This is a genomic window from Luedemannella helvata (genome assembly GCF_039528415.1).
GTDB classification, from domain to species: Bacteria; Actinomycetota; Actinomycetes; order Mycobacteriales; family Micromonosporaceae; genus Luedemannella; species Luedemannella helvata.
Genome location: NZ_BAAALS010000007.1, coordinates 1 through 18211, shown reverse-complemented (window position 1 = coordinate 18211; position 18211 = coordinate 1). Strand labels below are relative to the sequence as shown.

General features: G+C 70.8%; 20 protein-coding genes. All 20 read left to right on the top strand.

Features of this window, described 5'->3' with window-relative positions; translation table 11 throughout:
* The first annotated feature begins 70 nt into the window (after positions 1 to 70).
* Positions 71 to 256: a hypothetical protein gene (locus ABD191_RS08965; protein ID WP_344078857.1), complete on the top strand. Its 186-nt coding sequence runs from the start codon at positions 71 to 73 to the stop codon at positions 254 to 256.
* 53 nt (positions 257 to 309) lie between these two features.
* Positions 310 to 831 (top strand): aromatic-ring-hydroxylating dioxygenase subunit beta, encoded by a 522-nt coding sequence (locus ABD191_RS08960; protein ID WP_344078855.1) that lies wholly within the window; start codon positions 310 to 312, stop codon positions 829 to 831.
* 23 nt (positions 832 to 854) lie between these two features.
* Entirely contained in the window at positions 855 to 2240 is a 1386-nt protein-coding gene (locus ABD191_RS08955; RefSeq protein WP_344078853.1) for an aromatic ring-hydroxylating oxygenase subunit alpha, read from the top strand.
* Entirely contained in the window at positions 2240 to 3037 is a 798-nt protein-coding gene (locus tag ABD191_RS08950; RefSeq protein WP_344078852.1) for an SDR family oxidoreductase, read from the top strand. Before ABD191_RS08955 ends, ABD191_RS08950 begins: the two co-directional genes overlap by 1 nt.
* Entirely contained in the window at positions 3034 to 3675 is a 642-nt protein-coding gene (locus tag ABD191_RS08945; protein ID WP_344078850.1) for an isochorismatase family protein, read from the top strand. Before ABD191_RS08950 ends, ABD191_RS08945 begins: the two co-directional genes overlap by 4 nt.
* Positions 3672 to 4919 (top strand): NADH-ubiquinone oxidoreductase-F iron-sulfur binding region domain-containing protein, encoded by a 1248-nt coding sequence (locus tag ABD191_RS08940; RefSeq protein WP_344078848.1) that lies wholly within the window; start codon positions 3672 to 3674, stop codon positions 4917 to 4919. Before ABD191_RS08945 ends, ABD191_RS08940 begins: the two co-directional genes overlap by 4 nt.
* Complete coding sequence (locus tag ABD191_RS08935) at positions 4910 to 5104, top strand: ferredoxin (RefSeq protein WP_344078847.1); 195 nt, start codon at positions 4910 to 4912, stop codon at positions 5102 to 5104. Before ABD191_RS08940 ends, ABD191_RS08935 begins: the two co-directional genes overlap by 10 nt.
* 13 nt (positions 5105 to 5117) lie before the next feature.
* Entirely contained in the window at positions 5118 to 5888 is a 771-nt protein-coding gene (locus ABD191_RS08930; RefSeq protein ID WP_344078846.1) for an SDR family oxidoreductase, read from the top strand.
* 16 nt (positions 5889 to 5904) lie between these two features.
* Entirely contained in the window at positions 5905 to 6915 is a 1011-nt protein-coding gene (locus ABD191_RS08925) for a 2,5-dihydroxypyridine 5,6-dioxygenase NicX family protein (RefSeq protein ID WP_344078845.1), read from the top strand.
* Between the two features lie 5 nt (positions 6916 to 6920).
* On the top strand, positions 6921 to 8015 hold the full coding sequence (locus ABD191_RS08920) for a DODA-type extradiol aromatic ring-opening family dioxygenase (protein ID WP_344078844.1): 1095 nt from the start codon (positions 6921 to 6923) through the stop codon (positions 8013 to 8015).
* Between the two features lies 1 nt (position 8016).
* A complete protein-coding gene (locus tag ABD191_RS08915; protein WP_344078843.1) occupies positions 8017 to 8880 on the top strand; it encodes a carbon-nitrogen hydrolase family protein in 864 nt (287 codons plus the stop codon).
* Positions 8877 to 9158 (top strand): hypothetical protein, encoded by a 282-nt coding sequence (locus ABD191_RS08910; protein ID WP_344078841.1) that lies wholly within the window; start codon positions 8877 to 8879, stop codon positions 9156 to 9158. Before ABD191_RS08915 ends, ABD191_RS08910 begins: the two co-directional genes overlap by 4 nt.
* The gene (locus ABD191_RS08905) at positions 9145 to 9960 is read left to right on the top strand and encodes a GntR family transcriptional regulator (protein ID WP_344078839.1); all 816 of its coding nucleotides are present in this window, start codon (positions 9145 to 9147) and stop codon (positions 9958 to 9960) included. The genes ABD191_RS08910 and ABD191_RS08905 overlap by 14 nt, the downstream gene beginning before the upstream one ends.
* Positions 9961 to 9983: 23 nt before the next feature.
* Positions 9984 to 10730, top strand: coding sequence for a maleate cis-trans isomerase family protein (locus ABD191_RS08900; protein WP_344078837.1), 747 nt, complete (start codon positions 9984 to 9986; stop codon positions 10728 to 10730).
* Between the two features lie 93 nt (positions 10731 to 10823).
* Positions 10824 to 11918 carry a hypothetical protein gene (locus ABD191_RS08895; RefSeq protein WP_344078835.1) on the top strand — a complete coding sequence of 365 codons (1095 nt, stop codon included), beginning with the start codon at positions 10824 to 10826 and terminating at the stop codon, positions 11916 to 11918.
* A gap of 279 nt (positions 11919 to 12197) precedes the next feature.
* On the top strand, positions 12198 to 13295 hold the full coding sequence (locus ABD191_RS08890; protein ID WP_344078833.1) for a sugar ABC transporter substrate-binding protein: 1098 nt from the start codon (positions 12198 to 12200) through the stop codon (positions 13293 to 13295).
* Positions 13296 to 13371: 76 nt separating this feature from the next.
* The gene (locus tag ABD191_RS08885; protein WP_344078831.1) at positions 13372 to 14178 is read left to right on the top strand and encodes an ATP-binding cassette domain-containing protein; all 807 of its coding nucleotides are present in this window, start codon (positions 13372 to 13374) and stop codon (positions 14176 to 14178) included.
* On the top strand, positions 14175 to 15413 hold the full coding sequence (locus ABD191_RS08880) for a sugar ABC transporter permease (RefSeq protein WP_344078829.1): 1239 nt from the start codon (positions 14175 to 14177) through the stop codon (positions 15411 to 15413). Before ABD191_RS08885 ends, ABD191_RS08880 begins: the two co-directional genes overlap by 4 nt.
* 9 nt (positions 15414 to 15422) lie before the next feature.
* The gene (locus ABD191_RS08875; protein WP_344078827.1) at positions 15423 to 16601 is read left to right on the top strand and encodes an ROK family transcriptional regulator; all 1179 of its coding nucleotides are present in this window, start codon (positions 15423 to 15425) and stop codon (positions 16599 to 16601) included.
* Between the two features lie 113 nt (positions 16602 to 16714).
* Complete coding sequence (locus tag ABD191_RS08870) at positions 16715 to 18118, top strand: glycosyltransferase (protein ID WP_344078825.1); 1404 nt, start codon at positions 16715 to 16717, stop codon at positions 18116 to 18118.
* Positions 18119 to 18211: the final 93 nt, after the last annotated feature.

Sequence of the window (18211 nt, the reverse complement as noted above, 5' to 3'; positions counted from 1 at the left end):
CACGTGATGAACCGCCGGGCCGGCGATCCCCCGTCGCCGGCCCGGCCCACCACAGGTGAAGGAGGTCCCCGTGGCCCACGAGATCCTTTTCGTACCCGGCCGCATCGGCTTCGCTGAGCTGGCGGATGCCGGGGTCGAGGTGCGCGTGACCGGGTCGGCGCCGCGGCCCGGTCGGGTGCTCGATGCGATCATTCCGCGTTCTATGTGGCCAGACTTCTGTAAACGTAGCCCTTGCGAGCTGCCATTTCCCGTGTAAGGATCCCTGTGTATTCAAAACTGTATGCAAAATCCGCGGTGATGGAGAACGAGATGAGACCGCTGTCGACCGGTTCGCCGGAGCACGTCGAGGTCGTGGACTTCCTGCACCTGGAGGCTGAGCTCCTGGACGATCTGCGCGAGCGCGAATGGCTCAGCGAGATGGTCAGCAAGGACGTCGTCTACCAGCTGCCCGTCCGCGAGACCGTCGAGCGGGCACGGGGCCGCGGGTTCATCCCGGACACCTACCACCTCAACGAGGACTACGGCTCCCTCAACGCCAAGGTCGCGCGCAACGAGACGAGCTTCGCCTGGGCGGAGGACCCGCCGTCGCGGATCCGCCACTTCGTCACCAACGTCCGGGTCCGCCGCGACGAGACCGACGCCGACCTGCTGCACGTACGCAGCAACGTGCTGGTCTACCGCACCCGGCAGGACCAGACGAACCCGCAGATCCTCTCCGGCGAGCGGGCCGACACGCTGCGCCGCGAGGACGGCCGGCTGCGTCTGCTGCGCCGCGTGGTGCTGCTCGACCTCACCGTCATCGGCACCCACAACCTCGCCCTCTTCTTCTGACCCGTGCCGCCCAGGGAGTGACCATGACCGCCCCGACTTTGACGCCCCGCGTCGAGCAGTTGATGAACCAGATCGAGACCGGCCTCGACCGCGGTCTCATCCCCGCCTCCATCTACGGCGACCCGCAGGTCTACCAGACGGAGCTGCGCAACATCTTCGGCCGCTGCTGGGTGTTCCTGGCCCACGAGTCCGAGATCGCGGCCAACGGTGACTACGTGGTCCGCCGCATCGGCGAGGACAACTTCATCGTCGTACGCGACGAGCAGGGCTCGATCAACGTCCTGTTCGACGCGTGCCGCCACCGCGGCGTGCAGGTGTGTCGGGCCGACTCGGGCAACACGTCGCACTTCCGCTGCCCGTACCACGGGTGGACCTACAACACGACCGGCGAGCTGGTCGGCGCCCCGCTGTGGCGCAACGCCTTCGGCGGCATGTCCAAGGAGGAGAACGGCCTGGTCAAGGCGGCCAAGGTCGACTCGCACCACGGCCTCATCTTCGCCACCCTCGACCCGAGCGCCCCGTCGCTGCGCGACTACCTGGGCGGCATGGGCTGGTACCTGGATCTGGTCTTCGGCCTCGACGAGGGCGGCGTCGAGGTGATCGGCGCGCCGCAGCGGTTCGTGGTGGACGCCAACTGGAAGTCCGGCGCCGACAACTTCTGCGGCGACGACTACCACCTGGGCACGCTGCACCGCTCCGTGTGGGAGATCGGCGCGTTCCCGGTGCCGTTCCGCGAGAACATGATGGGCTACCACATCCAGGCCTCGCCGGGGCACTCGCTGTCGTTCTCGATGGCGCCGGACGCCGACGAGCCCGGCCCGAAGTTCTTCGGCTTCCCCGAGGATGTCGCGGAACGGTTCACCAGCGGCAACCGGATCAGCCCCGAGCAGCTGGAGATCGCCCGGCGGTCGCGGGTGTTCGTCGGCAACGTGTTCCCGAACTTCTCGATCCTCGCCCTGCCGATGACCGAGGACGGCGCCAAGCACGCGCCGACCGGCGTGCTGACCGTACGCACCTGGCAGCCCAAGGGCCCGGGCCAGATCGAGATCTTCAACTGGTTCCTGGCGTACAAGAGCATGTCGCCCGAGCAGAAGGACCGGGCGTACAGGGCCGGGCTCGGCACGTTCTCCGTCGGCGGCTCGTTCGAGATGGACGACACCGAGCCGTGGATCACCGTGGGCCGCACCGGCCGCTCGGTGGCCGCCGAGCTGCTCGACTTCGAACTCAACTACCAGATGGGCATGCCCGGCATCGGCATCGCCAAGCCGGTCGACGACTGGCCCGGCCCCGGCATCACGTACTGGACCCGTTACGAGGAGGGCGTCCAGCGCAACATGTACCGGTTCTACGCCCAGATGATGCGCGCCCCCAAGGGCGAGTGGCCGAAGCTCACCTTCTCAGGACAGTGATGGAATCGTTGCGGGGACAGGTCTGCGTCGTGCTCGGTGCCGGCGGCGGCATCGGGTCCGCCGTCGTGCGCCGGTTCGTCGCCGACGGCGCCACGGTCGTCGCGGTCGACGTGGACGCGGCGCGCCTCGACGCTCTCGCGGGCCCGGCGCGCACGCTCGTCGCCGACCCCGGCGTCTGGGCGGACGCGTCGCGCGTCGTCGACGAGACCGTGGCCGCGTACGGCGGCATCGACGTCGTCGTGTCGTGCGCGGGCCTGTTCGACCAGGCCGTCCCGCTCGTGGACGTGCCCGGCGAGGCGATCGAGCAGGCGCTCACGGAGTGCCTGCGGGCCAACGTGACCTCGGCCCTGCTGACCGTGCGGGCCGCGCTGCCGACGCTCGCCGCCCGACGCGGCCGGGTCGTCCTCACCTCCTCGTACGCCGCCAACCTGCCCTCGGGCGGTGGCGTGTTCTACACGGCGGCCAAGCACGCGCTGGCCGGCGTCGTGAAGCAGCTCGCGTACGAGCTGGCCCCGCACGTACGGGTCAACGCGGTGGCGCCCGGCGTGGCGCAGACGGTGATGACCGGGCTGTCCATCCTCGACCAGGGCAAGAAGGACGCCGTGCTCGACGGCACCGAGAAGGCGCTGCCGCTGGGCGTCATGCCGGCCACGGACGACTACGCCTCCGTGTACGCCCTGCTCGCCTCGCCCACCGAGTCCGCCGCCATGACGGGCTCCACGGTCGTGGTCGACTCCGGCCTGGCCATCCGCGGACTCGCGGCCCCGTCCGGCGGCACGCTGAGGGAGCTGGCATGACGAGCGCGTGGATCGACGACGTGCGGGCGCGCTACGCGGCCGGCGGCCTCGCGGGTCGGCTGACGCCGGGCAACCGTCCCGCGGTTGTCGTCGTCGACCTGCAGTACGGCTTCACCGACCCCACGTGCGGGCCCGGCTTCGACCTGACCCCGGTGGTGGAGGCGACGCGGGGCCTGCTGGACGCGGCCCGCGCGGCGCGCGTCCCGGTCTTCTTCACCACGATCTCCTTTCCGGGTACGGGCGGCGTGCGCACCTGGCTGACCAAGATGCCGGCCATGCGCGACCTGCGGCCGGGCACGCCGTGGGTCGACATCGATCACCGGCTGGACCGGCGCCCGTCCGAACCGGTCATCGCCAAGCAGGCCGCGTCGGCGTTCGCGCACACCCGGCTGCTGATGTCGCTGCGTGAGCTGGACGTCGACACGCTCCTGCTGTGCGGGGCGACGACCTCCGGCTGCGTGCGGGCGAGTGCGGTCGACGCGTGCGCCAACGACCTGCCCACCTTCGTGGTGCGCGAGTGCGTCGGCGACCGCGAGGCCGGCCCGCACGACGCGGCCCTGCTCGACCTCGACGCCAAGTACGCCGACGTCATCTCCCTCGCCGAGGCCCTCGCGGTGATCAAGGGCGGGACGTCATGACCGTCATGACCGCGTCGCGCCTGATCCGGGCCCCCGAGCGGCTCGCCCCGGCGCGGGCCCTCGGGACGCCCCGCCTCGTGTTGCCCGGCGTACAGCCCGGCGTCTGGGGCCTGCGCGCGGAGCTGGATCAAGGGCTGTTCGCGCGCCGCGACGTCACCGGGCTGATCGACCAGCTCGCCGAGGCCGGCCTGCGCGGGCGGGGCGGCGCGGGCTTCCCCGCCCACGTGAAGTGGCGCTCGGTCGCCGACGCGGCGGGCGACAAGGTCGTGGTGGCGAACGGTCATGAGGGCGAACCCGCCTCGGCGAAGGACCGCTGGCTGCTCGTCCACCGGCCGCACCTCGTGCTGGACGGGGCCCTGCTGGCCGCACAGGCGACGGGCGCCGGCCGGCTCGTGTTCTACGTGTCGCGCGCCGACACGGCCGCCGCGGTCGCGGGCGCGATCGCCGACGCGCGCGCCGCCGGCCTCGTCCCGGCCGGGCTGCGTGTGGACATCCATCGCGCCGAGCACACCTATGTCGCCGGCGAGGAGACCGCCGCCATCCGCTCGATCAACGGCGGGCCGGCCCTGCCGCTGGCCAAGCCGCCCAGGCCGTTCGAGCGCGGCGTTGACGACCTGCCGACGCTGGTCAGCAACGTGGAGACCCTGGCGCACGCGGCGTGGATCGCCGCCTTCGGCGCGGCGGCGTTCCGGTCGGCGGGTACGGCCGCGTCGCCCGGCACGGCCCTGTTCACCCTCAACGGCTGCGCGGAGCCCGGCGTCTACGAGGCGCCGCTGGGCACGAGCACCGGCGACCTGTTCGGGGCGGCCGGCGGCGTCGCCGGTGGGTACGGCGGACTGCTCATGGGTGGCTGGTTCGGTGGCCTGCTCAGCGGCGACCTGGCGGAGCTTTCCTGCTGCTACGACGCGGTACGCGCGGCCGGCAGCGGGTTGGGCTGCGGCTCGCTCACCGCGTTCGGCCCGGACGTCGACCTGGTCGCGGTCGCCGCCGAGCTGGGTCGCTGGTTCGAGGCCGAGTCGGCCCGCCAGTGCGGCGTCTGCCTCAACGGCACGAAGGCGATCGCCAGGACGCTCACCCAGGTGGCGGGCGGCGACGAGGACCCCAAGCACGTCGAGAACCTGGTCCGGTGGGGCACCACCCTGACCGGCCGGGGCGCCTGCGCGTTCCTCGACGGCGCGACCGCCCTGGCGCGCAGCGCGGCGACAACCCTGCACCACACGAGAGGAAATGACCGATGCGAGTAGCTGTCGACGCCACCAAGTGCGCCGCCTACGGCACGTGTGTGGAGCACGCGCCGGCCGTGTTCCAGCTCGACGAATGGGGCTACGCCTCGCTGATCGGCGACGGCACGGTCGCGCCTGAGCAGGAGGAGGCGGTCCGCAAGGCCACCGCCGGGTGCCCCGAGCGCGCCATCACGATCACCGACTGACCGGAGAAGAACAGTGGATCTCGGACTAGCGGGCAAGGTCGCCCTGGTCACCGCCGCCTCGCGCGGCATCGGCCGGGCCGTCGCGCAGCGCCTGGCCGCCGAGGGCGCGACCGTCGTCGCCGCCGCGCGGTCGGCCGGGGAGCCGGAGACGGTCGGCGCCGGCCGGATCGTGCCGCTCGCGCACGACCTGGGCGACGCGGACGCGACCGCCGCGCTGGTCGACCGCGTGCTGGCCGAGCACCAGCGACTCGACATCCTGGTCCTGAACACCCCGGGCCCCCGCATCATCCCGGCCCTGGAGACGACCTGGGCCGACTGGGCATCCGCCCACGACCTGCTGCTGCGCCCGGTGGTCCAGCTCGCGACGAGCGGCGCCAGGCGCATGAAGGAGCAGGGCAGCGGCGTGATCCTGCTGCTCTCGTCGACCTGGGTACGCCAGCCCGCCGCCGGCGGGGTGCTCTCGGCGTCCTACCGGTCAGCCGCGTCCGCGCTGATCAAGTCGCTGGCCGGCGAGCTGGCCCCGCACGGCGTGCGGGTCGCTCAGGTCATGCCCGGCGCGACCGGCACCGACCGGATGCAGGCCATCGTCGAGGCGAAGGCGAACCGCAACAACACGACCGTCGAGGACGAGATCGCGGCCGTGGTCAAGGACATCCCCCTGGGCCGGTGGGCCGAGGCAGAAGAGATCGCCGATGTCGTGGCGTTCCTCGCCTCCGACCGCGCCTCGTTCGTCACCGGAGCCTCGCTCGCCGTCGACGGCGGCGCCGTCCGCGCCACGTACTAGTAAAGGAGTAACCCCCATGCCCCGCACCCTTACCGAGAACTTCGTGGAGCAGTTCCGGCTCTGCAAGGTGACCGAGGACGAGACCGTCGGCATCATCGCCGAGCTGGGCCAGAAGGACGAGTACGTGGAGGCGGCTGTCGCCGCGGCCCGCCAGCTCGGCGCGAGCGTGCTCGTGCTGCACGCGTCCAGCCTGTCCAACCCCATGCTGCCCCCGTACGTGGGCGACGGCCGCGAGGTGCCGGCCCTGCTGGCCGCGGCCGGCGAGTGCGACATCGTCATCGACGTCACCGTCGGCGGCCTGATCCACTCCGACGTGCGGACCCGCATCACCGGCAACGGCAAGCGGATGCTCTTCGTCGCCGAGCCGAACGACGTGCTCGAGCGCCTCATGAGCGGCAAGCTGCTGCGCGCCAACGTGGAGGCCGGCGGCCGCGTGCTGAAGGCCGGCTCCACGCTGCATGTGACCAGCGCGGCCGGCACGGACCTGACCGCCGACATCTCCGGCGAGGACCTGCCGATCACGCACCAGTGGGGCTACGTCGACGAGCCGGGCCGGTGGGACCACTGGCCGAGCGGGTTCGTGGCCTGCTTCCCGCGCGACCGTACGGCGGAGGGCCAGATCGTGCTCCAGCCCGGTGACGCGCTGATCCCGTGGCAGCGCTACGTGCGCGACCAGGTGACGGTCAAGGTGGAGAAGGGCTTCATCACCGAGATCAGCGGCGGCGGCGACGCGCACCTCCTCAACGACTACTTCGAGTCGTGGAAGGACGACGAGGTCTGGGCCCTGTCGCACATGGGCTGGGGCCTGCTGCCGGCGGCCCGCTGGTCGGCCTTTGACGTGTACGACCCCCGCACCCTGTACGGCCAGGAGCTGCGCTCGACGGCCGGCAACTTCATGTGGTCGACCGGCTCGAACCGGTTCGCCGACCGGGAGACCCCGGCGCACCTCGACGTGCCGATGCGCGGCTGCACCGTGGAGATCGACGGCGTCGCGGTGGTCCGCGACGGCAAGCTCGTGGAGGGCTGAGCACAGTGGACAGAGCCACGCTGGAGAACGCCATCCTCGCGATGGCGCGGGACGCGGACCTGCTGGCCCGCGTGAAGGCCGACCCGTCCGTGGCCCAGCGCGAGCTGGGCCTGGACGAGTCGTGGACGAACACGATCGTCTCGGGCGACCGCGACCGGCTGCGCTCGGCCGGCGTGATCGACGGGATCACGATCCTGGTGGGCCGGTGGTTCGGCGACGACCTGGGGGACTCGAAGAGCAAGGGCCGGTTCGTGGCCGACCTGTCGGCCCCGCTGCCGCCGGCGGACGTCCCGGCCGGGCTGGTGTTCGCGGGCGGCTGCTCGCACGTGCCGGACCTGCTGGCCCGCCCGGAGATCGACCCGGATGACGCCGTGGCCCGACTGCTCAGCGGCTACGAGAAGCTGGCGCAGCGGCTCAAGGAGGCCCAACCGGACGTCCTGCTCGTCACCGCCGACTGCCACTTCCAGAGCTTCGACACCGGCCACTTCGTGATCGGCGCGGGCGAGACCCACACGGGCAGCATGGAGTTCTTCAAGCGTCCCGACCTCGACCTGCGCCTCACGGGCGCGCCGGACTTCGCGAAGTCGCTGGTCAACGCGGTGCACGAGGCCGGCCTTGAGGTCGAGGTGGCCCCGCGGGTCGACCTCGACCACGGGCTCGTCGTGCCGCTGCGGCTGCTGCTGCCCCGGCCCGACCTGCCGGTCATCCCGATCATCACCCAGCCGGCCCGGTCGTTCTCGCCGTACAACGCGCGCGAGTTCGGCACGGCGCTGCGCGCGGCGATCAGCTCGTCCGGCCTGCGGGTCGCCATGCTGGCCACAGGCGGCCTGTCGCACTGGCTCGACCCGGGCAAGTTCGGCCACGTGGACGTGGAGTTCGACACGTACATCCTGGACCTGTTGCGCGGCGGGCGGGGCCTCGACCTGGCCAACACCGAGCCGTACCCGCTGCTCGACCACGGCCAGTACGAGTTCCTGAACTGGCTGATCATGCTGGGCATCGTGGGGCCCGGCGTGCGCGGCGACGTGTACGCGTACGAGCCGATGGTCGCCTCGGGTGGCGGCTGGACGGTCGTCCACATGGATCTGGCGGGGGCCTGAGATGTCCGGTCAGCGGCGGTTGCGTATTGCGATCACTCAATGGCAGGTCAACGGTGACCTGTCAGCGAACGTGGAGGTCGCCCGCGAACTGATCGACCGTGCCGCCGCTGACCGGCCGGACCTCGTCCTGCTGCCGGAGAACGGCCTGTTCCTCGGCACGAACGCCACGATGCGCGAGAACGCGCTTTCCGAGGACGCGCCGCAGATCGACGCCCTGCGCGAGGCCGCCGCCCGCAACAACGTGACCGTGATCCTGGGCGGCATGAAGAACCGCACCCCCGACGGGGTGTTCAACTCGGCCCTGGTCATCGACCCGCGCGGCGCCATCGCCGGCCGGTACGACAAGGTCCATCTTTTCGACGCCCGCATCGGCGGTGTCTCCTTCGAGGCGTCGACGGTCGAACGCGGCGGCACCGAACCGGTGCTCGTCGAGATCAACGGCGTCCAGGTGGGCCTGACCATCTGCTATGACGTGCGGTTCCCCGAGCTGTACCGGGCCCTCGCGCTCGCCGGCGCCGAGGTCATCCTCGTGCCGTCGGCGTTCACCCGGATCACCGGCGACGCGCACTGGCACACGCTGCTGCGGGCACGGGCCATCGAGAACGGCTGCTTCGTCGTCGCGTCGGCGACCGTCGGGGAGGGCGCTTTCCCCACGTACGGTCATGCGCTGGCCGTCGCCCCCTGGGGTGAGGTGATCGCGGACCTCGGCGAGGAGGACCGCGCCGTACGCGTCCTCGAACTGGACCTCGCCGCGGTGGCCGAGGCCCGCGGCAGACTCCCGGTCCTTGCCGGGACGAAACCACAGGTGTACGCATCGGCAGTGCGCCGCGTCGCCGTGAACACCACCGAGGAGGCAACACTGTGAGCACCTTCGAAGGGCTGGAACCCCACGCCGCGGGTGACGACGGCATCGTGCGTGAGAGCGACTGGGTGGGCATCGGCAACGAGTTCACCGGCGTACTCCTGCGCAAGGTGTGGACCCGCAACGGGGAGCGGCTGGAGATCAGCGTGCCGAGCAAGGCCTACCGCATCCTGCTCGACGCGATGCAGCTGGAAATCATCGCGGCTCAGGAGCCGGAGCAGTTCACTAGGCTGTTCGAGCGCAAGCTCGGCTCCGACGATCCCACGAATGGAACTGGCTGACATGGCTGGTCGCCCCGGTACCGCCGTCAACGACATCTACCTCGCCATCCGCGACCGGATCATCGGCGGGGACTACCCGCCCGGCCTGCGCCTGTCGCAGCAGCAGTTGGCCGAGGAGCTGCGCGTCTCGCGCACCCCGCTGCGCGAGGCGCTGCAGAAGCTTGAGGTGGAGGGCCTGGTCATCGGCCAGGCCAACCGGGGCATGGAGGTGGCGCCGGTCGCGCTGTCGGACGTGGAGAACTCGTACGCCCTGCGCCTGATGGTCGAGCCGGTGACGGTCGCGGCCATCGTGGCGCGGGTGACCGAGTCCGATGTCGCCGCGATGGCGGACGCGCTCGCGGAGATGGAGCGCCCGTCGATCTCGATCCACGAGTTCCAGGAGGCGCACTGGCGCTTCCACCGGGCCCTGCTCGACCGGTACCCGGAGGCGTTCACCGACCTGATCCGCACGCTGCACACCCGGATCTACCGCCACCAGCGGCTGTACTTCTCCCGGCCGGTGGCGTTGGCGGACTTCACCCGGCTCGACCAGGTATTCCTGGACGCGCTGCGCGACCACGACGGCGCGCGGGCCAAGCAGGTGCTGGAGTTCCACCTGCTCGACGCCGCGCTGGGCCTGGTGCGCGACGTCGACCCCACATACGCGTTCGACGCCCTGCCCGTGACGCTCGACGGCCTCGAGATCGAGGTCGACGGCCTGGCCCGCCCCGATCACGGCGGCCCGGTCGACATCCGGTGGCGGCGCGCCAACGCGGCGTCGCTGCCCGCGCTGGAGACAGCGAACCTGCGCTACCGCGCATAGCTCTGCGAAAGGAACCATCCCTTATGTCCGCGTACCGCGTGGGCCTCATCGTGCCCAGTTCCAACACGACCATGGAGACCGAGATCCCGGCGATGCTGCGTGCCCGCGCGGAGATCCGGCCGGAGACGTTCACCTTCCACTCCTCGCGCATGCGCATGAAGCACGTGACGCCGGAAGAACTCACCGCCATGGACAACGACTCGCTGCGCTGCGCGGTCGAGCTGGCCGACGCCCGCGTCGACGTCATGGCGTACGCCTGCCTGGTCGCGATCATGGCGCAGGGCCTGGGCTACCACCGCGACTCGGAGAAGCGCCTGGCGGAAGCCGCCCTTGCCGAGACGGGCGCGACCGCCCCGGTCGTGTCGTCGGCCGGCGCGCTCGTCGAGGCGTTGCAGCACCTCGGCGCCCAGCGGATCGCGGTGCTCGCGCCGTACATGAAGCCGCTGACCGCCACGGTGTGCGAGTACATCGAGGCGGAGGGCGTCAAGGTCGTCGACTCGATCAGCCTTGAGGTGCCGGACAACCTCGCCGTGGGCCGGCTGGACCCGGCGCAGCTCATCGAGCTGTCCCAGCGGGTCGACACATCCAACGCGGACGCCCTGGTGCTCAGCGCCTGCGTGCAGATGCCGTCCCTGCCGGTCCTCGACGCCGTGCAGCAGCTCTTCGACATCCCGGTCGTGTCGTCGGCGAGCGCCACGGTGTGGCAGATCCTGCGCCGCCTCGGCCTCGACCCGGTCGTCCCCCGCGCGGGCGTTCTGCTCGCCGGCTAGCGCCCGAGTCCGATCACCGTCAGTCACCGCTCGGAAACGTATTGATACCGCATGATGTAGCGATCCATCGTTCTACATCGATGTGGAGGCATCATGCGTTTCCGTCCCGTGCTGGCCACGCTCGCGTTGAGCCTGGTCAGTACCGCTGTCGTCGCCCTGCCGGCGTCGCCGGCCGCGGCCGCCCCCGTGAGTCAGTGGGGCTTCGCGTACTTCGACAACGCCACCCCGCCGGCCGGCTGGTTCACGCTCGACACCAGCCGGCAGTGGGGCACCTGGAAGACCGCTTTCCCGGCCGCCGTCGCGACCGGTACCCGCATCGCGACCGGCCGGTACTACGTCCGGTTCCCCTACCTGGCCGCGAGCGGGGCGGGCATCGTCCACGTGACCGCCGTCAACCGGACCGGCCAGTACTGCGAGACCGTGTTCACGCGGGACGCCGGCGCTGACCTGATCGTGGCCGTCGCCTGCTTCAGGCCCGGCGGCGCGCCGGACGACTCCCGCTTCACGGTGCTGTTCACCACCGGGTCCGGCGGCGGGATCGCGCTTTCCCCGGGCGGGTACGCGTTCGTCCGGTACGGCACCGCCGGCATCGTGGCGCAGGACAACTCGACCGGCGCCGGCAACGGCGCCGGCCCGATCGGCGTCGGCGCGTACGAGGTGAAGTTCCCCGGCGTGGCCGGGCGCGGGCTCTCCGGCAACCTGCAGGCCACGGCCATCGGGCCGAACGCCCAGCCGCGACGCTGCAAGATCGCCAAGTGGGGCGTGTCGGGTGCCGACGTCATCGCGTACGTGTTCTGCTTCGACGCGGCCGGCGTGCGCACGAACACCGAGTTCGCCGTGTCCTACCACCGGGAGCGGTCGGTCGTCGGCCCCTACCCGCCGAAGTACTTCGGCTACCTGTGGACGCCCGACCTGGCCGGGCCCAGCAACTACAACAACCTGTACGGCTTCGGGGCCAACACCGGCGCGCCCGTGATCGGCCTGCCGGGCCACTCCGCGTACCGGTTCCCGGGCGTCGGCGAGAAGGAGACGCACGCCCAGGTCACCGCGTACGGCGATGACCCGAACTACTGCACCATCTCGGGCTGGTCCGGCAGCCCGGACCTGACCCTCGGCACGGTCTGCTTCACCAACGCCGGCACGACCGCCCTCACCCCCTTCTTCGCCACCGCCACCTCCCGCCTCTAACCCCACCCGCCCCGCCTCTGCCCTGCCCGCGCCCCGGCTTGCCGCCGACGTTTGGGTGGTTTCGCGCCAAACCCGCACCCCGTAATACGCGCGGAACCACCCAAACGTCCGGTGGGAGCCGGGGCCGTCCCTTGTGGAGGGTGGGTTGTCACGGGCTCGTTGCGGAATTGTTACCGGGCGCAACATTTTTCGAAGTGCCGATGTCTTGTGTTGGCGTCACGGGCGGTAATACGTTGCCGGGCACAACAATTCGGCGGCACCTGGCAGAAAGGACCGGCGATGAGAAAAGGAATGGCTGCTCTCGCGGCCTTCGCCCTCATCACCACTGGCGGACTCACCGCATGCTCAGATGAGGGCAACGGCGGCTCGGGCGGCGGCACCGAGAAGAAGGCGAAGATCGGCGTCATCCTCCCGGACAGCGCCTCCTCGGCGCGGTGGGAGACCGCCGACCGGAAGTACCTTGAGGCGGCCTTCAAGGCGGCCGGCGTCGACTTCGAGATCAAGAACGCGCAGGGCGACAAGGCGCAGTTCCAGACGATCGCCGACCAGATGATCACCGGCGGCATCACCGTCCTGATGATCGTCAACCTTGACTCCGGCACCGGCAAGGCCGTGCTGGACAAGGCCAAGGCGCAGGGCATCGGCACGATCGACTACGACCGGCTGACCCTCAACGGCGGGGCTGACTACTACGTCAGCTTCGACAACGTGAAGGTCGGCACGCTGCAGGGTGAGGGCCTGGTCAAGTGCCTCACCGACGGCGGCGCGAAGAACCCGGTCATCGCCGAGCTCAACGGCTCGCCGACGGACAACAACGCGACCCTGTTCAAGCAGGGTTACGACGGCGTCCTCCAGCCCAAGTACGACTCCAAGGAGTACGTGAAGGGTCCGGACGAGTTCGTTCCCGACTGGAACAACACCCAGGCGGGCACGATCTTCGAGAACATGATGACCAAGACGTCGAACAAGATCGATGGCGTCCTGGCCGCGAACGACGGTCTCGGCAACGCCGCGATCGCCGTGCTCAAGCGCAACAAGCTCAACGGCAAGGTGCCGGTGACCGGGCAGGACGCCACGGTCCAGGGCCTGCAGAACATCCTCGTGGGTGACCAGTGCATGACCGTCTACAAGGCGATCAAGAAGGAGGCCGACGGCGCTGCCGAACTGGCCGTCGCGCTGGCCAACGGGCAGACCCCGACCGGGCTGACCACCGTGAAGGACACCGAGTCCGGCAAGGACGTGCAGTCCAAGCTGCTGGAGCCGGTGGCGATCTACAAGGACAACGTGAAGGACGTCGTCGCCGACGGCTACGTCACGAAGGAGGAGCTCTGCGCTGGCTCCTTCGCCGACCTGTGCACCAAGGCCGGCATCTCCTGAAGCAAGTAAGGTCCGCGCCGCACCGGGTCATGGCCCGGTGCGGCGCGGTGCCACGAGACGTGAGGGGGAGGCGAACGTGACATCCGAGGACACGCCGCTGCTCGAACTGCGGGGCCTGCATAAGAGCTTCGGCCCGGTGCAGGTGCTCCGGGACGTGGACTTCGCCATCAACGCCGGCGCGGTGACCGCACTCGTCGGCGACAACGGCGCCGGAAAGTCCACTCTGGTCAAGTGCATCAGCGGCATCTACGGGCACGACTCCGGCGAGTTCCTGTTCGACGGCCGACCGGTGAACATCCACGGGCCGCGCGACGCCGCCGCCCTCGGCATCGAGATCGTCTATCAGGACCTCGCGCTCTGCGACAACCTCGACATCGTGCAGAACATGTTTCTCGGTCGCGAGCGCCGGGTCGGTCTCGTCCTCGACGACGACACCATGGAGCAGCTCGCCGCCAAGACGCTGTCCGACCTGGCCGTGCGGACCGTGAAGAGCGTGCGCCAGCGGGTGTCGAGCCTGTCCGGCGGCCAGCGGCAGACCGTGGCCATCGCCAAGGCCGTGCTCTGGAACAGCCGGGTGGTCATCCTCGACGAGCCGACCGCCGCGCTGGGCGTCGCGCAGACCGCTCAGGTGCTGGAGCTGGTGCGCCGGCTCGCCGACAGCGGCCTGGCGGTCGTGCTCATCTCGCACAACATGAACGACGTCTTCGCGGTCGCCGACCGCATCGCCGCGCTCTACCTGGGCCGCATGGTGGCGCAGGTGAAGGCCAGCGAAGTCACGCACGCGCAGGTCGTCGAGCTGATCACGGCCGGCCGCAGCGGCAACCTGGGCCTGCCGCCCGAGAACGGGTCCTCCTCGAACGCGGATAACGGAGTCGAGTCATGACCAACGCGGGCACCACGCAGCCGGTGGCATCGCTGACCGCGCACGTCGCGGCGTACTGGCGCCGGGTGCGGGGCGGCGACATGGGCGCGCTGCCGGCCGTACTCGGGATTCTGGTCCTGGTTGTGGGGTTCTCCCTCGCGCGGCCGGTCTTCTTCTCCGCGACCAACTTCGCCAACCTGCTGTTCCAGGGCGCGGCCGTCACCGTGATCGCCATGGGCCTGATCTTCGTGCTGCTGCTCGGCGAGATCGACCTGTCGGCCGGCTACACGAGCGGCGTGTGCGCGTCGCTCGCCGCGATCCTCATGCTCGAACAGCACATGCCGTGGTACTTCGCCATCGCGATCGCGCTGCTCACCGGCGTCGTCACCGGCCTCGTGCTGGGCATGCTCGTGTCGAAGGTCGGCATCCCGTCCTTCGTCGTCACGCTGGCGGCGTTCCTGTCCTTCCAGGGCGTCCTGCTGCTCATCGTCAAGCAGGGCCAGATCATCTCGATCCAGGACTCGACCATCCTGAAGATCGGCAACAACAACCTGCCCATCTGGGCGGGCTGGGTGTTCTACGGCGTGTCCATCGCCGGCTACGCGGGCGTGCAGCTCTACCGCACGCTGCGGCGCTCCGCCAAGGGCCTGACCCGCGATCCGATGAGCCTGGTCGCGTTGCGCATCGGCGCGCTGGCCGTGGCCGGCGGCGTGGCCGTCTACATCCTCAACCTGGAGCGCTCGTTCAACCCGGCGCGCACCTCCCTGCGCGGCGTGCCGATCGTGGTGCCGATCGTGGTCATCCTCCTGGTCGCGCTGACGTTCGTGCTGAGCCGCACCACGTACGGCCTGCACCTGTACGCGGTCGGCGGCAACGTGGAGGCGGCCCGCCGCGCCGGCATCGCCACCGACCGGCTGCGCATCAGCGCCTTCGTGATCTGCTCGACGCTGGCCGCGATCGGCGGCATCATCGCCGCGTCGCGCGACAACTCCGTGAGCCCCACCTCGGGCGGCAGCAACGTGCTGCTCTACGCCGTGGGCGCGGCCGTCATCGGCGGCACCAGCCTCTTCGGTGGCAAGGGCCGGGTGCTCGACGCCGTGCTCGGCGGTGCGGTCGTGGCGATCATCGACAACGGCATGAACCTGCTCACCGAGTCGTCGTGGATCAAGTACGTGGTCACGGGCCTGGTCCTGCTGGCGGCCGCCGGCGTGGACGCGCTGTCCCGGCGGCGCGCGGCGGCCCGCGGCCTGAGCTAGAGCGGGCACATGCGGGCCGGTCCCACCCAGGAGGAAATCCGCCGTCACAACCTAGGCACGCTGCTGCGCTACGTGCACGTACGCGGACCGACGTCCCGGGCGGAGCTGACCGCCTCGCTCGGGCTCAACCGCAGCACGATCGGCGCGCTCACCGCCGACCTGGCGGCGGCGGGCCTGGTCACCGAGGAACTGCCCCGCGACCACGGGCGGACGGGGCGACCTTCGCTGGTCGTACGGCCGGAGCACGAGCGGGTCTACGCGTACGCCTTCACCGTCGAGGTCGACCGCCTCACGGCCGCCCGGGTGGGGCTGGGTGGCAAGGTGCTGGATCGCCGGGAGGTCCCGCGTCCCGCTGACGTGGTCGCGCCGCTCGTGGAGTTCATCCGTGAGACGGAGGCGTCCGTCCCGGCCGGCACCACGTGCGTGGGCAGCGGGGTGGCCGTCTGCGCGATGGCCCGCCATGACGACGGCCGGGTCTACCTGGGCGACGCCGCCGTCCTGGAGGAGGCGCTCGCCGCCGGGCTCGGCGGGGCGCTGTCCGAGTCGCGCACGTCGGCGCCGCCCGTGACGGTGCGCAACGTGGCCGACCTGGCCGCGCTCGCGGAGCACACGCGGGGCGTCGCCACCGGCTGCGACAACGTCATCTACCTGCACGGCGACGCGGGCATCGGCGGCGGGATCATCGCCGCCGGGCGCGCGATGACCGGGCACCGCGGCCACGGCGGCGAGGTCGGCCACATGGTCGTCAATCCGCAGGGCCGCGCCTGCGGTTGCGGCTCGCAGGGCTGCTGGGAGACGGAAATCGGGGAGTACGCGCTGCTGCGCGCCGCCGACCGCGACGGAAAGGGCCGGCAGGCCGTGACCGACGTGGTGGATGCCGCCCGGCGCGGCGATGTGGTGGCCCAGGCGGCCGTGCGTCAGGTGGGCCGGTGGCTCGGCTTCGGGGTGGCCAACCTGGTGAACATCATCAACCCCGAAATGGTCATCTTCGGTGGCTCGCTGCGCGAGGTGTACCTCGCCTCGGCCGCGCAGGTGCGCGAGCGGCTGACCCGCATGGCCCTGCCCGCCTGCCGCCAGCATGTCCGGTTGCGCACCCCTGACCTCGGCGATGACGCACCCTTGTTCGGCGCGGCTGAGCTGGCGTTCGAACGGTTGCTCGCCGACCCGCTCGACGCCGCGACGTCATGATGCGTTTGCTGCAAATATAGATGACTTTCGTAACCTCCACGCTATATCGCCTCGCTACCGTACGTGCTTGACGCGTCACTGAGGACGCGTCGATGCGCGAAAGGACCAAGGCGATGTTGACTGAGCAGGCCACCGCGAACACGGCGGACCGCGAGGCGCTGGAGAGCCTGATCGGCCCGGAGCGGGCGGCGCGGCTGCGGGAGGCGGCCGACAGCATCAAGGAGCGGCTCGGCGCCGGCGGCACCCTGTGGCATGTGAACTCCACGGGGGCCGGCGGCGGGGTGGCCGAGATGCTGCACACCGTGATCCCCCTGTATCGCAGTCTCGGGGTTCCGGCGAGGTGGGCGGTCATCGGCGGCGATGACCGCTTTTTTTCGATCACCAAGCGGCTGTACGGCGCCCTGTACGGCAGTATCGGCGACGGCGGTCCCCTCGGTGACGCCGAGCGCACCGACTACCTGGCCAACCTCACCACCGTGGCCGACGCGTTCCGCGAGCTGCTCGGCCCCGACGACATCGTGATCCTGCACGACTTCCAGACCACCGGCCTGATCGACCTGCTCGGCAAGGACGTCGCCGCGATGTACTGGCGCTGTCACGTCGGGGTCGACGAGCAGACCGAGGCCTCGACGCTCGGCTGGGACTTCCTCACCCCGCTCCTCGACCACGCCGACGGGCTGATCTTCTCGGTCGACTGGCACGTGCCGCCGCGCCTGCGCGAGCGCCCCGTGACCATCCTGCCGCCGTTCGTCGCGCCGTTCATCCCCAAGAACCGTGACCTCGCACCGGACGTCATCGCCACCGCCCTGGCCCGCAGCGGCCTCTCGACCGGACCCGCCCCCACCGAACCGACCACTGTGGACCTGGGTGGCAGACCGGTCCACCTGAACCACGCCGCCACGGTCGTGTCGGTCGGCCCACCCGAGCCCGGCCAGCCGATCGCCGCCCAGATCTCCCGCTGGGACCGGCTCAAGGACATGCACGGCGTGCTGGCCGCCTTCACCACCTTCGTGCCCGAGGGCTACCTGGCCCTCGTCGGACCCGACCCGGCCAGCATCCCGGACGACATCGAGCAGGGCGTCTGGTTCCAGCGCTGCGTCACCGACTGGCAGGCCCTGCCGCCCGACCTGCGCGCGCGCGTCGCCCTGATCTGCCTGCCCATGGCCGACCTCAGCGAGAACGCCGTACTGGTCAACGCCATCCAGCGGGCCGCCACCACGGTCACCCAGAAGAGCCTCGTGGAGGGCTTCGGCCTCACCGTCGCCGAGGCCATGCTCAAGTCGCGCGTCGTCGTCGCCAGCGCCGTCGGCGGCATCCGCGCCCAGATCACCCACGGCGACACCGGCCTGCTCGTCACCGACCCCACGGACCTGGCGACGTTCGGCTCCCTGGTGACAACGGCGCTCGCCGACACCCCCGAAAACCACACCATGGGCGTACGCGCGCGACGGCACATCCTGGACAACTTCCTCCCCGACCGAGAGGTGGTCACAACGGCCCAGATGATCACCACCTAACACCCCCCACCGCCCCGCGCGTTCCTCCCGCCCCCGCCCGCGCCGCGCGCTCCGCCCGCGCACCGCGCGCCGCCCGCGCACCGCGCGCCGCCC